General features: G+C 66.9%; 1 pseudogene. It reads right to left on the bottom strand.

The features are described 5' to 3' along the window. Positions 1-239: pseudogene (locus P9273_RS32210) on the bottom strand (mandelate racemase/muconate lactonizing enzyme family protein); the annotation flags it as partial.

The following is a 239-nucleotide window of genomic DNA, read 5'->3' as shown; positions in this document are numbered from 1 at the left end:
ATGGTAGCCTTCGGCAACGATGCGCTTGGCAAGTGCCGCCATCTGGTCGACCGTGCCGTGGGTCACGACCCGGTAAAGTTCCGCCGTCTCGCTCTCGCGGCCGCCGAGCATCGCTACCAACGGCACGTCGGCCGCACGGGCGGCGAGATCCCAGCAAGCCATGTCAAGCGCGGCTTTGACGTAGGGATGGCCCTTGAACACCGTGTCCATCAACCTGCCGATGCCGGCCAGCCCGCGCG

This window comes from Mesorhizobium sp. WSM4935 (assembly GCF_029625735.1).
Classification (GTDB): domain Bacteria; phylum Pseudomonadota; class Alphaproteobacteria; order Rhizobiales; family Rhizobiaceae; genus Mesorhizobium.
Note: the sequence above shows the minus strand (reverse complement) of the source record. Positions and strands in the feature narration are given on the sequence as shown.